Annotated in this window: 11 protein-coding genes and 1 pseudogene; 5 read left to right on the top strand and 7 right to left on the bottom strand. The window is 71.6% G+C overall.

Features of this window, described 5'->3' with window-relative positions; translation table 11 throughout:
- Positions 1-142: 142 nt before the first annotated feature.
- The 3 genes and pseudogenes from ACQHII_RS35700 to ACQHII_RS35690 form a co-directional block, all read left to right on the top strand.
- Positions 143-751, top strand: a pseudogene (locus ACQHII_RS35700) (ATP-binding protein); the annotation flags it as partial.
- Positions 752-1113: 362 nt separating this feature from the next.
- Positions 1114-1557, top strand: a complete 444-nt coding sequence (locus ACQHII_RS35695) for a hypothetical protein (protein WP_399120625.1) — start codon at positions 1114-1116, stop codon at positions 1555-1557.
- A gap of 203 nt (positions 1558-1760) precedes the next feature.
- On the top strand, positions 1761-3704 hold the full coding sequence (locus tag ACQHII_RS35690; protein ID WP_427923132.1) for an ABC transporter ATP-binding protein: 1944 nt from the start codon (positions 1761-1763) through the stop codon (positions 3702-3704).
- A 4-nt stretch (positions 3705-3708) separates the two neighbouring features.
- On the opposite strand, the gene ACQHII_RS35685 is transcribed toward ACQHII_RS35690, so the two are convergent.
- The 4 genes from ACQHII_RS35685 to ACQHII_RS35670 all read right to left on the bottom strand — a co-directional run bounded on the left by ACQHII_RS35685 (position 3709) and on the right by ACQHII_RS35670 (position 7410).
- On the bottom strand, positions 3709-3891 hold the full coding sequence (locus ACQHII_RS35685; RefSeq protein WP_381242286.1) for a hypothetical protein: 183 nt from the start codon (positions 3889-3891) through the stop codon (positions 3709-3711).
- 170 nt (positions 3892-4061) lie between these two features.
- Positions 4062-4751: a DUF899 domain-containing protein gene (locus ACQHII_RS35680; protein ID WP_427923131.1), complete on the bottom strand. Its 690-nt coding sequence runs from the start codon at positions 4749-4751 to the stop codon at positions 4062-4064.
- 78 nt (positions 4752-4829) lie between these two features.
- Complete coding sequence (locus ACQHII_RS35675; protein ID WP_427923130.1) at positions 4830-6014, bottom strand: cytochrome P450 family protein; 1185 nt, start codon at positions 6012-6014, stop codon at positions 4830-4832.
- Positions 6015-6045: 31 nt separating this feature from the next.
- Positions 6046-7410: an amidohydrolase gene (locus ACQHII_RS35670; RefSeq protein WP_427923129.1), complete on the bottom strand. Its 1365-nt coding sequence runs from the start codon at positions 7408-7410 to the stop codon at positions 6046-6048.
- Positions 7411-7536: 126 nt separating this feature from the next.
- Between ACQHII_RS35670 and ACQHII_RS35665 the strand changes: the two genes are divergently transcribed.
- Positions 7537-8487 carry an endonuclease/exonuclease/phosphatase family protein gene (locus tag ACQHII_RS35665; protein ID WP_427923128.1) on the top strand — a complete coding sequence of 317 codons (951 nt, stop codon included), beginning with the start codon at positions 7537-7539 and terminating at the stop codon, positions 8485-8487.
- Here ACQHII_RS35665 and ACQHII_RS35660 read toward each other — a convergent pair whose 3' ends face one another.
- From ACQHII_RS35660 to ACQHII_RS35650, 3 genes are all read right to left on the bottom strand, one after another.
- Complete coding sequence (locus ACQHII_RS35660; protein ID WP_427923127.1) at positions 8488-10347, bottom strand: FUSC family protein; 1860 nt, start codon at positions 10345-10347, stop codon at positions 8488-8490.
- Between the two features lie 579 nt (positions 10348-10926).
- Positions 10927-11658, bottom strand: coding sequence for a hypothetical protein (locus ACQHII_RS35655; protein WP_200690936.1), 732 nt, complete (start codon positions 11656-11658; stop codon positions 10927-10929).
- Positions 11659-11712: 54 nt separating this feature from the next.
- Positions 11713-12501 (bottom strand): nucleotidyltransferase domain-containing protein, encoded by a 789-nt coding sequence (locus ACQHII_RS35650; protein ID WP_427923126.1) that lies wholly within the window; start codon positions 12499-12501, stop codon positions 11713-11715.
- A 304-nt stretch (positions 12502-12805) separates the two neighbouring features.
- Between ACQHII_RS35650 and ACQHII_RS35645 the strand changes: the two genes are divergently transcribed.
- The gene (locus ACQHII_RS35645) at positions 12806-13459 is read left to right on the top strand and encodes a hypothetical protein (protein ID WP_427923125.1); all 654 of its coding nucleotides are present in this window, start codon (positions 12806-12808) and stop codon (positions 13457-13459) included.
- Positions 13460-13504 lie beyond the last annotated feature (45 nt).

Here is a 13504-nt window from a genome sequence, read left to right as displayed (position 1 = left end):
AGATCGGGAGAGACCTCCGGAGATTCCAACTGGCGCCGCGCAACGTTCTGTTGCGAGCAGTGTGCCACGCCCGTGCAGAGCGTCATACGGCACTCTGCATTTTTCATAGTGACACTTGCCAAGTGTTCACGGCGGGGCGATAGTGGCAAGCGTGATTCCGTCCGCGCCCTTAGGAACAGACGCCGCCGCAGGCCGCCTCGGTCTCGGTGCCGCCACGGGAGCCGCCCCAGGTGGGGCCGCTGCCGAGCGCCGGTTCCGGTTCGAGCTGGCCGCCCATCCGGCTTCCCCTGCCCAGGCGAGACGCCTGACGCGGGCCCGGCTGTCCGGCTGGTCCGTGTGCGAGGACACCTGCGACACGGCGGTTCTGGTCGTCTCCGAGCTGGTCACCAACGCCATCGTGCACACCGCGAGCAGCCACATAGTCTGCGAGCTGCACGACGGCGACGACCTGGTGCGGATAGCCGTCCGTGACGAGGGTTGCGCTCCTGGGGAGTCGTATCCGTCCCCGCAGCGGCCCGATGAGGAGCACGGGAGGGGATTGCTTCTCATCGACGGGCTGTGCCGGGCCTGGGGCGCTCAGGAACACGGACCCGGCCTGCTCGTCTGGGCCGACCTGCCCCGGCAGGCCGACCCGTCCCACGGCCACCACCCGGCCCCCGGCCACGACGCTTCCGTACCGCGCAACGACCTGGGATGGGGCGCACGACCCAAACCGGTGCCGTCGGGCGGTTCGGGCGACGAGGACGAGGCGACGGCACACTTCGGGGCCTTCGAGAATCTGGGCGTATATCCGGCACGGGGGCATGGGGATGCCCCCCGCGGGCATGGGGGTGCCGGCGAGTTCGGAGGCCTGGATCTCGGCGGCTTCGGGGGCCGGGAACACGGAAACGGGGTGGGTCCCGGCATCGGGACCGGCTCCGGACACCGGAGCCGGGAGGTCGCCGGACACTTCGGGGAGCCGGGCCGGGAGGAAACAGGATCCTCCAGAGGCCGGGGCCACCTGGACGCCGGCGACCTCCCGGACACCGTGGGTACCGGGGATGCCGGTGGGCTCGTGAACCCGGGTGCGCCCGGCGATTCCAGCGGGTTCGGGGACTTCGGGTCGGGGGTCGAATGGGTCTGAGCGGCGCCTCCGGTCCCGGCCAGGTACTCAGTCTCGACACGCTGGTCCGTCTGGGACGCGCGCTGCACGGACCCGGCACGCCCCGGCGACTGCCCGTCCCCGAGGGCATGACCGCTCCGCTCGGCTGCGACGCGGTCGCGGTGCCCGCCCGTTTCGGACCGCTGGTCCTGCCCCGGCTGCCGCGCGTCGGCTGTGTCTACGCCGACGAGGCGCACTGGTGGTGGATCGTGCCGTCCGACTCCGACTACGCGCTGGACTGGCCGGCGCCTGCGCGGTACACGGCCGGGGCGCTGGTTCCGGACGCGCCTCGCGCGCCCGGGCTGATTCACCGGCCTGACGGGAAGCTGCCGTACACGCCGCCGATTCCGTTGTACCTGGCTGTGTGCCGGGTTACGGGGGCTACGCCTTCCTGGTCTCGGCCCATCAGCGCGTAGCGCTCCGCAGGTTGGGCGGTCTTTCGTCTGCGGGCCGGTGGGGGCTGGTCGCGCCCACGCGGCGGAGCCGCATATCGACACAGCCCCGCACCCCTGACGGGGCGCACGCCCGCGCGTCCGCACCCCCTTTCCCTCGCGCTCTCCCCCGCACCGCCCCACCCCCGCGATAGTGGCCGTTCGTCCGCTATCGGGGGAGGTCGACGGTGGGAAGCAAGGGTGACTCGGGGCAGGCGGGGCCGTCCGCGTCGGAGCAGCTGCTGTTCGGTGGGCCCTTGCGGTACGACATGGGGTGGAACCAGCACACCGACGCGTTCCTGGAGCTGAGCTTCCGGGCCATGGTGACGCGGTTGCCGGCGATGCTGGGGTCGAGTTTCCGGCTGGCCTGGCAGGCCGATCACCGGGCCGCGCGGATCGTGCTGGCCGCCGAAGCGGGCCGGGGTGTCACGCAGGCGGTGAGTCTGCTCGCGGTCAACAGCGTGCTGGGGCGGCTGATCACCGGCGGCCCGATCGCGGACCGGCTGCACGGCGCTGTGCCCGCGCTGGTCACGATGGCCGCCGTCCTGCTGGTGGGCGCGCTGCTGCGGGCCGCGTCGACGTATGCGACCGGGCGGCTGGAGCCGAAGGTGGAGCGGGTCGCCACCGAGCTGTATCTGGAGCGGGCGGCGGCCGTGGAGCTGGCCGCGATCGAGGACCACGCGTTCCACAAGCTGCTGGACACCGCGCAGTACGGCGCCTCCTCGGCGCGCCGCATGATCTCGCTGGCGACGCGGGTGATGAACGCGGTGATCTCGCTGATCGCGGCGGCCGGTGTGCTGACCGTGCTGCATCCGGCGCTGCTGCCGCTGCTGGTGACGATGACGCTGCCGAGCGCGTGGGGCGCCCTGACGAACGCGCGCCGCCGCTACGAGTCGTTCCACATCTGGGTGCAGCACGCCCGCGCCGGCCATCTCATCAGCGGTCTGCTCACCGAACCGGAGGCGGCGCCGGAGATCCGCGTCCACGGGGTCGGCCCGTTCCTGCTGCGCCACTTCCACTCGATGTCGGAGAGCGCGGAGGCGGAGCAGGCGCGGCTGGCCCGGCTCGCGGCCCGTACCGGGCTGATCGCGGCGACCTGGACGGGCCTCGCGACGGCGGCGACGTACGCGACGCTGGGCGGGCTGCTGCTGTCCGGGGCGATGGCCCTGTCAGTGGCGGGTACGGCGGTGATCGCCATCCGCACCGGTTCCGGGAGCCTCGACACGCTGGTGCTGGCGGTGAACCAGCTGCACGAGGAGGCCCTGTTCGTGGGCGATCTGGAGAAGCTGTACAAGGAGGCGGCCGAGCGGGCGATTCCGGTCGGCGGGGCGGCGCTGCCGGAGGAGCCGCGGGAGATCCGCTTCGAGAACGTCACGTTCAGTTACCCGGGCGAGTCCACCCATCCCGCGCTCGACGACGTCACGCTCAGGCTGCCGCTCGGCCGGATCATCGCGCTGGTCGGCGAGAACGGCTCCGGCAAGACGACCCTGGTCAAGCTGCTGGCCGGACTGTACCGGCCGGACCGGGGCCGGATCCTGTGGGACGGCGTCGACGCGGCGACGGCCGACCGGCACCAACTGGCCGACCGGATCGCGATGGTGGCGCAGAACTTCAAGCGCTGGCCGTTCACGGCCCGCGTCAATGTGGCCGTCGGGCGGTCCGCCGCGCCGCTCACCGAGGAGCGGCTGGCGGGCGCGCTCGCCGAGGCCGGTGCCGAGGACGTGGTCGCGGATCTGCCGCGCGGCCTGGACACCCTGCTGGCCCGCAACTTCAGCGGCGGGCACGAGCTGTCGGGCGGCCAGTGGCAGCGGCTCGGCATCGCCCGGGCCGCCTACCGCAAGGGCCGCATCCTGATCGTGGACGAGCCGACCGCGGCCCTCGACGCCCGCGCCGAGCTGGAGGTCTTCGAGAAGATCCGCGCGCTGGCCGGCACCGGCCAGACGGTGGTCCTGATCACCCACCGGCTGGCGTCCGTACGCCACGCGGATCTGGTGCACGTCCTCGACCAGGGGCGGCTGGTGGAGTCCGGGACGCCCGACGAACTCCTGCTCAGCGGCGGTGTCTACGCGGAGCTGTACGCGCTCCAGGCGGACCAGTTCACGGCGAAGGTGCCCGCCCCGAAGGCGGGCTGACGGGTCAGGCGGCCACGTCCACGGTGTCGGCGCTGCGCACGATCACCAGGAACATGTCGCTCGCGATGTCCATGACGACCTCGGCGGGCAGCCCTTCCAGACGGCGTGCCTGCGCGAACTCCTCCGCCGGCCAGGAACCACGCGGCCCGCCGGCGGGAAAACGCTGAAGCACCGTTCGCCCGTTCACCCTGTACCTCCCTGTCGTGCCGAACTCGGAGAGCTTCGTGAAGCCTCGTAGAGTTAAACGCCGACAGTACGGTGAACGGCTCGCGAAGTGACGGTACTGAGACATAGTCGACACCTGGCCACACATCTTCGGCACAGGTTTCGGAACAGGTTTCCGCGCAGGTACCCGTCTCAGTCCTCGTATTCGTCGTGATAGCGGATGCCCTCACTGCCCGCAGGCGCCCCGAGTGCCGACGCGCGCCCCTTCGGCTCCTCCCACTCCTCCTGCCGCCCCAGCGCGGTCAGGTCCAGGAAGGAGGTGGTCGAGCCGAGCCCGTCGAGCCCGCGCTCGTAGGTCGAGTAGGTGTGGAACACCCGGTCGCGGTCCCGCAGGAAGCAGCTGACACCCGGCCGCTCGACAGGCTCCCCGTCCCCGACGAGCGTCACGTCGAAGTCCCAGTTGAACTCCCCGCCGAAGGACGAGTACCAGGGCACCGTCCACCCCATCCGCGCCTTGAACGGCAGGATCTTCGTGTACGGCGCCCTCGACACGGCGGCGAACGTCGTACCCCGCGCCTTCAGATGAGCGAGATGCCCGATCTGGTCGAGGAACGCCGAGCAGCTGCGGCAGCCCGCGTCCCACTCGGGCGCGAACATGAAGTGGTAGACGACGAGTTGGCCGCGCCCCTCGAAGAGGTCGTGCAGGGTGGCCTTCCCGTCACCGCCCTCGAACAGATACTCCTTGTCGATCTCGACCATGGGCAGCCCGCGCCGCTGGGCGTTGAGCGCGTCCCGCGCGCGCGTGGCCGCCTTCTCCTTGCCGAGCAGTTCCTCGCGCGCCGCGCGCCACTGCGCACGCGAGACGATCTCCGGAAGCGACATGGGCCCTCCTGTGACAACGGTCCGTTGAGGGGTGGACCGGGGCGCGCACCGGAACTCATCGCTGCCGCGAAAAGAATTTCAGGCCGAGTGCTTCCCGTACGATACCGGGAGCGTGAGCAGTCCCCGCGCGCGCAGCGAGGGCCGCCACCGCACCTCGCCCTCCCCCAACTCCAGCCGGGGGAAGCGCTCCAGCAGTGCCGCGAGGGCGATCTCGGTCTCGGCGCGGGCGAGCGGTGCGCCCAGGCAGTAGTGGATGCCGTGGCCCAGCGCGAGATGCCCGGTGGTGTCGCGGGCGAGGTCGAGCCGGTCCGGGGCGGGGAAGCGGTCGGGGTCGCGGTTCGCGGCGGACGGGGACACCCAGACCGTCTCGCCTGCCGGGATGGTGACCCCGCCGATGGTGACGTCCTCGACGGGGAAGCGCCGGATGGCGAGCAGCGCGGGCCCTTCGTAGCGCAGGAACTCCTCCACGGCGGCGGGAAGTTGGCTGGGATCCTTGCGCAACGAGGCCAGCTGCTCCGGGTGTTGCAGCAGAGCGAGCACGGCGTTCCCGATGAGCTGGACCGTGTTCTCGTACCCGGCGAAGAGGATGAGGAAGGCCAGCGACATCAGCTCGTCCTCGCTGAGCCGGTCGCCCTCGTCGCGCACGGCGATCAGGTCGGAGAGCAGGTCGTCGCCGGGCTCCTCCCGTTTGTCGGCGAGGAGTTGGGTGAAGAAGCCGAGCATCGCGACAACGGCATGCTTGCCGGCCTCGGGCGGTGTCCCCGGGGCGGGCGCGACCAGGGTGTCGGTCCACACCCGGAAGTCCCTGCGGTGCCGGTCGGGCACGCCGAGCAGATCGCAGATGACGGTGATGGGCAGCGGCGCCGCGTAGGAGGCGATGAGGTCCGTGTCGCCGTTCTCGCCCAGTGCGTCGAGGAGTTGGTCTGCGGTGCGCCGAACGGGCGCGTGGAGCTGCTCGGTTCGGCGTGGGGTGAAGGCACGACCTACCAAGCGGCGGATGCGGGTGTGGTCCGGCGGGTCCATGTTGAGGAGGTTCGCGTCGAGCGCGGGCGGCAGCGCGAACCCCTTGTAGGTCCCGGCCGTGGCATGCCTCTTGTCGAGCGAGAGCCGAGGGTCGGCCAGCGCCGCCCGGACGTCCTCGTACCGGGTGACGAGCCAGGCGGGGGTGCCGTCGGGGCCGGCGATGCGGTGCACGGGGGCGCTGTCGCGCAGGCGCCGGTACACGTCGTACGGGTGGTCGAGAAGGCCGTCCGCGAGATCCATGAGGACAGCCTAGAGGCGGCCGGGGCGCGGCTCAGGTGTCGTACTCCTGGATGCGCCGCCCGTGACTCCGGTCGACGAGGGCGGGCAGCCGGACCCCCAACTCCCTTACGACGGCGGGCACATCGAGGGTCAGCAGCTCGCGGTCGCGCATCAGGACGCGGCCGTCGACGATCGTGGTGCGGACGTCGGCGGAACGGGCGCTGTGCACGAGCGTGGCGGCGAGGTCGTGGACGGGCTGGGTGTGCGGACCGGTGAGGTCGACCAGGATGATGTCGGCCCGGCGGCCCGGTTCGATGGAACCGATCGAGTCGCCCAGTCCGACCGCCCGGGCACTCTGGAGGGTGGCGTGGTGCAGCGCCTGACGGGATGTCAGCCAGCGTGGGTCGCCCTCGGTCGACTTCTGGACGAGGGAGGTGAGGGCCATCGACTCCCACACGTCGAGGGAGTTGTTGGAGGCGGCGCCGTCCGTGGCGAGTCCGACCGGGATGCCGAGGGCGCGCAGAGCGCGGATCGGAGTGGTGTCGGGCCAGCCGAACTTGAGGTAGCCGCGGGGTGCGGTGGCGACCGCGACACGGCCGCTCGCGCGCTCCAGGACGGGCAGGTCGCGTTCGGTGATGCCGGTGCCGTGGGCGATGAGCAGGTCGGTGGCCAACAGGCCGGTGCGGTCGAGGACTTCGATCGGTGTGACGCCGTGGCGGGCGAGGCTGGTGTCGGTCTGGTCGCGGTTCTCGGCGGCGTGGAGGTGGACGGGGAGGCCGTGTTCCAGGGCGAGTTCGGCGGTGGCAGCGAGGTCGGCGTTGGTCACCGTGTAAGGGGCGTGCGGGGCGAGGGCGGTGGTGATGCGGCCGTCGGCGGTGCCCCGGTGCCGTAGCGCGAACTCCACGGATTTCTCCCGGCCTTGAGGTCCCTGGGAGGAGAAGTAGGCCTCGCCGAGGTGGGCGCGGATCCCGCACTCGGTGACCACGGCGGCGACCGCGTCCATCGAGAAGTAGTGGTCGGCGAAGCAGGTGACCCCGGCGCGGATCATCTCGGCGCAGGCGAGCCGCGCCCCCAACTCGACATCCTTTTCAGTGAGGTTGGACTCGACGGGCCAGACGACGTCGTTGAACCACTCCTCCGTGGGCAGATCCTCGGCGAGCCCGCGCAGCGCGACCATCGGCGCGTGGGTGTGGCAGTTGATCAGCCCCGGCAGGGCGATCTGCCCGCGCGCGTCGATGCGTTCGAGGGCGGCGAGGCCGGCCACGTCCGCCGCGCTCGTCACCGACGCGACGAGCCCGTCCCGTACGACGATCGCGGCGTCCTCCCGGAACGCGATCCGCTCTTGATCGTCGTGCACAAGGACTGTGCATCGGGTGATGATGAGATCGGCGGCAGCTTCGGTTCGAGAGGGCCTCATCACGCCAACGTACGGCGTCGTCCTCGCGCGGCGTGAGCCGAACCGCGCATCCCGGTGTTGTGCTGTCGCGGACCGGTCCGGGCCAGCACGCTTGGCTCAGGACAAGGCTTCTGGAAGGAGCCCGGCATGCTCCTCGGCACCTGGAACCTGGAGAACCTGTACCGTCCCGGCGGCCCGTTCGGCCCCAAGGACAAGGCCGCCTACGAGACGAAACTCGCGGCCCTCGCCGCGGTGATCACGGAGCTGGACCCGGTGCTGCTGGGCGTCCAGGAGGTCGGGGAGCCCGAAGCGCTCCAGGACCTGACCGGGATGCTGAGCGGTGAGTGGCACATCGCCCTGTCCGCGCATCCGGACGGCCGGGGCATCCGGGTCGGCTTCCTCAGCCGTACGGCTCCACAGGTGGTCGCCGACACGAACGCGTTCCCGGCGAAGTTGCGCCCGGTGCAGTCCGACGACTCGGGCGCCGAGGAGTCGGCCACGGGCCGCGGTCTGCTGGCGGTGGAGGTCACGACGGCGACCGGGCCGCTGACCGTGGCGGTCGCCCATCTGAAGTCGAAGCTGCTGACCTACCCGGGCAACCGGTTCTTCCCCCACGACGAGGGCGAACGGGCCCGCTACGGCGCCTACGCCCTCTACCGGCGGGCCGCCGAGGCGGCTTCGCTACGGGCGCTGGCGGACGAGTTGCTGGCCGGCGAGGGAAAGACCCGGGACGTGGCGGTGCTCGGCGACATGAACGACGAGGTACAGGCTGCCACCACGCAGATCCTCCTCGGTCCGCCCGGCTCGGAGATCGGCACCTCCGGGTACGACAAGCCGGACAGGGGCGACGCGGTCCGCCTCTGGGACGTGGCCCCGCTCATCCCCGCCGACCAGCGCTACTCCCGGATCAACTCCGGGCGGCGCGAACTGATCGACCACATCCTGACCAGTCACCACCTGGTCCACCGGGTCACGGCGGCAGGTACCGGGCTGCCGGGTGACGGAACGTTGCGGCTGCCGTCGGTGGGGCCGGATCCGGCGGAGCGGCGCGGTGCGCCGGGATCGGATCACGCCCCGGTGTGGGTGCGGGTGGAGTGACTAGACGGCGACCGGGAGTTCCATCGCCCGCAGTCCGACGCGTTCCCGCCCCTGTTCGAACTCCTCCAACAACTGGGTGAGTTGCTCGATGTGCCGGCGCGTGAGCCGACCCGTGTCGTCGAGGTGGACCGCGCAGGCCGTCGTGGTGTCGACGAGCCGTTCGAGGACCGCGGCGACCTCGTCGGTGCCCTCCGTGTGCCGGGCGAGGGCCGGGAGTTCGGCGGCCGAGACGGCGATGGCGCCGCGGGCCTCGGCGAGCGTGCGGTAGGCCTCGCGGCGCAGGGTCCAGCGCTCGGCGCGGTCGCCGGACTCGTTCAGTACGTGCACGAGATAGGCGTGCGCGGCGTCGCCCGCCGCCGCGAGCCGCGCCCGCACTCCCCCACCACGCTTCCCCGGCATCGGCAGATGCCCGACGATCAGCACGATCGCACAGGCCATCAGCGTCTCCGCGATCCTTCCGGCGGAGGCCTGCGGTTCGCCGCCGACCATCACGAGCGAGAGTACGAGGACGGTGACGACGGCGGTCTGCGCGGCGAAGTGCCTGGTGGCGACGGGAATGAGCGCCCCGCTGAGCGCCACGAGGGCGACGAGCCCTTCTGGCCTGGGCAGCACGGCGGCGAACCCGGCGAAGAGCAGCGCCCCCAGCACGGTCCCCGCCGCCCGGCACAGCACCCGGGAGGCGAGCGGTCCGAGGTCGGGCTTGACGAGGAAGACGGCGGTGGCGGGCAGCCAGTACCAGTGCTCGTGCAGCCCGTACCAGCGGGCCTGGTGCAGGGCCTTCGCGACGGCGACACTCGCCCCGAAGCAGAGGGCGACCCGCAGTCCGTACTCGCGTCCTCCGGCCCCAAATGCCGTACGCAGCAGATCGGTCGCCGTCCGCTTCCGTGTGTGCAGATCGCTCCCCTCCGCCTGGTCGAAGGCGTCGGCGGCGTGCAGCAGGGCGTCGTCGAGGGCGCGCAGCGCGGGCGCGGAACGATTGGGCGCGGGCAACGGCCCGGTGTGCGCGTTGTCGCGTACGGCGGCGGCGAGCCGACGCGGCCCTTCCGCGGCCCGGCCCGACACCGCCTCCCCACCCCACGCGAGCGCGGTCGCGGCCTCGGCGAGCGGCAGCGCGGCGGCGTACTGCCCGTGCAGCCGCCGTTCGGCCGCGGAGCTGGCGTACCGCCGCAGCCGGGGCCCGGCGAGGGCGTCCTGCGCGTGATCGAGAGCGGCGGTGAGCGCGGCGCGCCGGGCCGTCGCCTCCGGACCGCCGGTGGCGTCGAGCAGCGCGGCGATCGCGTCGTAGACGGCGGCTACGGCGTCCCGCTCGCCATCGAAGCGGTAGTCGCCGGCGATGGCCCCGGGCGTGGGCAGCGCCAGCCGCAGCCCGACCAGCCAGGCGGCCCCGGCGAGGAAGGCGAGGGCCCGCTGCCAGCCCGGTTCGGGCAGGGGCATGCCGGCACCGATGGCGGAGGCGACGAGCAGCTGCGTACCGGCACCGGACGCGACCGGCCCGATGGCGCTGAACCCGCCGGCGACCAGCCCGATCCCGGTGAGGAGCAGCGTCAGTACGACGGCTCCGACGTGCTCCCCGGCGTACGTCCCGACGAGCAGCCCCGAGGCGCCCGCGAGGGCGGGCCCACCGAGCCGCTTGACGGAGGCCCGCCGGCTGCCGGGCCGGTCGTTGATCCCGGCGAGCATCGCGCCGAGCGCGGCCAGCACGCCGAGGGACGTCCTGTCGACGAGTACGGCGACGAGAAGAAGGGGCCCGGCGGACAGCGCCCCCCGCGTGACCGCGCTCCAGGGAACCGGCCCGCGCTGGGCGCGCAGGGCGTGGGCGAGCCAGGGCGGAAGGGACAGTGCGGCGGTACGTCGGGACACGGAGCTCCTGTCGTGGCGAGGGCGGGGTGTGCCTTCGGGCGACGGTGGCCGGGGCGGAACTGAGGCTGTGTGTCCACGGTAGTTCGGGGATCCGTGCGGAACGGGCCGGTGGTATTTCGGGGGTGTGAAGGTTGGCCGTTGGGGGGCTTTCTTTATGAACGCAACGCCGGAAACGGCCGGGAGAGGCCGGGAAGGGGCGGGGAGAGGCCCGGAAAAGCGCCGGGCCGGGCTCCGAAAAGGAGCGGATCCGGGGGCGTAGCCTGCCCCCGGACCCTGTGATGCCGCCCATGCGGCACGCCGGCACGCTTGAGGACCCAGGTCAGTCATGATGTCGCCGCGTCCTGCCTTTGGACCACCGCACATCGAGCTGTGCGGGCCGGACTTGAACCGGCATTTCGACGTCCGGAGCCTGGGCCCGGTCGATCCGGCGATCGGCGGCGAATGCTGAGTCTGGAGCGAGAGTCTGAGATTGATCACGGGCGGGATTCAGGGTCCCGACCGTGCCGTCACGACAAGCTTCAGTTTCAGCTTTGCGCTCCTCGCGCACCCCGGTCACAGAGGACCGGGGAGTCTGGAAGGCTACCCGAAGAGGTAGCCGAACACGGCGTCACCGACCCGCTGGTCGACGACGTCGGAGCCGTTCGCCTCCTCGCGGGCGAACTTCACGGCCTGCTGCAACTTCTCGACGCGGTCGAGGAGTTCATTGACGCGACGGGCGGGAAGGGCTCCCGAGAACTTCACCGTCGTCCAGTAACCGACGGGAATGTCCTCGTAGTAGACCTCGACCTGAGCGGGATGCTTGTCGGTCGCCTCCGCCTTCACATGGTTGCGCGGCACCTTCTTGGTGCGCAGGGTGCGCACGGGCTCCGTCTTCCACGCGTCGGTCGACGGGTCCTGCACCCAGGACTCGGACGCGTCGAGCAGCGGCAACTTCCGTACGAACGTGGTGAGATCGACCAACTGCTTTTCCAGGAACAGCAGATAGGACACGGGAACGTCGGCAACGAGCACCCGTCCGTCGACGGTCACGTCCGCCCGCGCGGCACAGTTGGCCCAGTCCTTCGTGGCGGTCACGTCGAACAAGCGTGACAGGGTGGCCGCGGTCTCCCGCAGCACGTCCTCGGCCTGCACCTGCACCCGCGTCGACTCGGGCGGCAACTGCTCGCCCTCCTCGTCCTTGGGCTGGTACGTCCGGGAGATACCGGCCAGCAACGCGGGCTTCTGCAAACCGTGATGAGCCGCCGTCAGGTCCTGGTGGGCCTTGGACTTGACGCCCTTCTCGACTGCGATGATCTGATTGAGTTTCGCCACAGGGGTGACCGTAGCAGCGGCAACTTCCTTTTCCCCAAGGGTTATTCGACCGCGCTATTGGTCCGTCGAGTACGGCGAACACACCGTCCGGAAAAGGGACTCCGCCGCGGCGACCGCCTCCGCGGACGCGTTCGGGCCGCGTTCCGTGCCCAATGACGCGACGATACGGTCCACTTCCCGCAGCCCCGCCCGGTCCAGCAGTCGTTTCTCGTTGGTCACCCACTCCCCGCGCGCGGCGAGCACCGCGTGCCCGGTCTGCGCGGCGGCCGTGGCGATGGCTCCGGCGACCTCGGTGCGACGGCCGGACGGCGCGTGGTTGGCCCCCGCGTAGGCGAGCGTGGCCCGGGCGGTCGAGTACCAGCGCTCGTGGGCCGTCCTCCGCAGTTTCTCCGGATACCGGGCGGGACGCGGTAGTTCACCTCGCAGCACCCGATTGACCGCCAGTTCCGCGACCACCAGGTAACTGGGAATCCCCGCGAGATGAAACAGCAACGGCTCCACCCGGAAACGGCCTTCGCCGGCCTCCGCCAACTCGTGTTCGACCACGTCGAGATCACGGTAGTGGACGTCCACTCGCCGCCCGTCGACGGTCAGCCACGCGCCCCCGTTGAAGACTCCACCGCCCCAGCCGCCGATCTCGGAGACCTCGCCCTCCCAGCCGAGAGCGCGGAGATCTGCGGGGTCGAAGGAGCCCCGGTAGTAGACCGCCAGATCCCAGTCGCTGTCGGGACGGTGGGTCCCTTGGGCGCGGGAACCGCCGAGGGCCGCGGCCTGGACCGCGGGGAGCCCGGCGAGGCGGTCGGCGACGGCGTCGAGGAACTCCGCGTCGTCGAGCATGGGCACGGCTGCGGCTCCGGCTGGTGGGGGGACGGGGATCGCCCGAAGGGTACGCAGGCGGCGCGTTCGTTGCCACGCGATATCAGGGAACAGGGCGCCTCGGGGCGATTGTCAGTGGCGTGCGCTTCACTGGAGTCGTCACTGAGAGTCACCACGGGGGAGCGGATCGATGGCAGCGCACGAGATGAATGAGAGTGCACGGAGGCCGGGGCCGGGACAGGCGCGGGAATCGGAGGGCGGCAGTGACTCGCCCTCCGCCCGCACGCATCTCTCGGTCGCCGGGTTGCGCGCGCGGGGATGGACGGCCGGGATGGTGCGTCAACTGCTCGGTGAACCAGATGCGTTCCGGGGCAATCCGTATTCCCGGGCGGCTCCGCGGATTCGGCTGTACCGCGTCGATCGGGTCGAGGCCGCCGAGCGGAGCGCCGAGTTCCGGGCGGTGACGGCGGCTGCCGCGCGGCGGTCCGCCGCAGCACGGAGCGTCGCAGCGCGGGTCGTCGCAGCGCGGGTCGTCGCTCGGCGCAGGCGGCGGGAGGTGCTGACGCGGATCGCGACCGAGCCGATCGACGTACCGCGCCTGGCTCCGCAGGAGTTGGCGGCTCTGGCGGTCGAGTACCGCGATCGGCGGGACGGGGCGGAGGCGTGCGAGCGACCGGGGCAGGGGCCGCTGCCGGACAGTGGCCACCGCGCGGCCGGGAGTACCGATCCCGGCGGGCTCGACCGGTGGAAGGTCGACTGCCTACGGCACCGACTGGCCCGGTATGAGGAATTGTTGAAGGGGCTGCACGGAGGTGCCGGGCGGGCCGCTGCCGAGGAACTGCTTCGACGGCGGGTCTACGCGGCCATCGCCGAGACATACCCGCTCCTCGCACGGGAGTGCGAACGCCAGCTGTCTGAAAGGGAGTTCAGTCCACCTCCGCAGCGAGCGAGGAGTAATTCGGATGCGGGGCCGCCGTCCACGTGATCCGCTGACGTCCCGCAATCCGACGCCCGCCGCCACCCCCACCGC

This window comes from Streptomyces sp. cg40, assembly GCF_050320165.1.
Lineage (GTDB): Bacteria > Actinomycetota > Actinomycetes > Streptomycetales > Streptomycetaceae > Streptomyces > Streptomyces hokutonensis.
The sequence above is the reverse complement of the archived record's forward strand: the minus strand, read 5'-3'. Positions and strand labels throughout refer to the sequence as shown.